General features: G+C 52.0%; 1 protein-coding gene. It reads left to right on the forward strand.

The features are described 5' to 3' along the window. Positions 1–834, forward strand: an 834-nt coding sequence (locus CHU32_RS27885) for an IS3 family transposase (protein ID WP_103750956.1), incomplete at its 5' end; no start/stop codon positions are given. Positions 835–855 lie beyond the last annotated feature (21 nt).

An 855-nucleotide genomic window follows, 5' to 3' on the forward strand; every position in this document is an offset into this window, starting at 1 on the left:
CCTGTTCGCCTGCTCTGTCGGGTGCTGGATGTTCATCCCAGTGGCTTTTACGCCTGGCTTCAGCAGCCGCATTCACAGCGCCATCAGACAGACCTGAGACTGACAGGACAGATTAAACAGTTCTGGCTGGAATCGGGATGCGTCTATGGTTATCGCAAGATCCATCTGGATCTGCGGGACTGCGGGCAACAGTGCGGAGTCAACAGAGTCTGGCGACTGATGAAACGTGTCGGGATAAAGGCTCAGGTCGGATACCGGAGTCCGCGGGCACGTAAAGGCGAGGTCAGTATCGTGTCGCCCAACAGGCTCCAGCGACAGTTCAATCCGGATGCTCCGGATGAGCGTTGGGTAACCGACATAACCTATATCAGGACACACGAAGGCTGGCTGTATCTTGCCGTGGTTGTTGATCTGTTCTCACGCAAAATTATCGGCTGGTCCATGCAATTCCGGATGACAAAGGACATTGTCCTGAACGCACTGCTGATGGCTGTATGGCGGCGTAATCCCCAAAAACAGGTGCTGGTTCATTCGGATCAGGGCAGTCAGTACACGAGCCATGAGTGGCAGTCGTTCCTGAAATCACACGGCCTGGAGGGCAGCATGAGCCGTCGCGGTAACTGCCACGATAATGCGGTTGCAGAAAGCTTTTTCCAGTTGTTGAAACGCGAACGGATAAAGAAAAAGATCTACGGAACGCGGGAAGAAGCCCGCAGCGATATTTTTGATTACATCGAAATGTTTTATAACAGTAAGCGTCGGCATGGTTCTAGCGATCAGATGTCACCGACAGAATATGAAAACCACTATTATCAACGGCTCGGAAGTGTCTAGATTATCCGTGGCGATTCATAG

Source organism: Superficieibacter electus (assembly GCF_002915575.1).
Taxonomy (GTDB): domain Bacteria; phylum Pseudomonadota; class Gammaproteobacteria; order Enterobacterales; family Enterobacteriaceae; genus Superficieibacter; species Superficieibacter electus.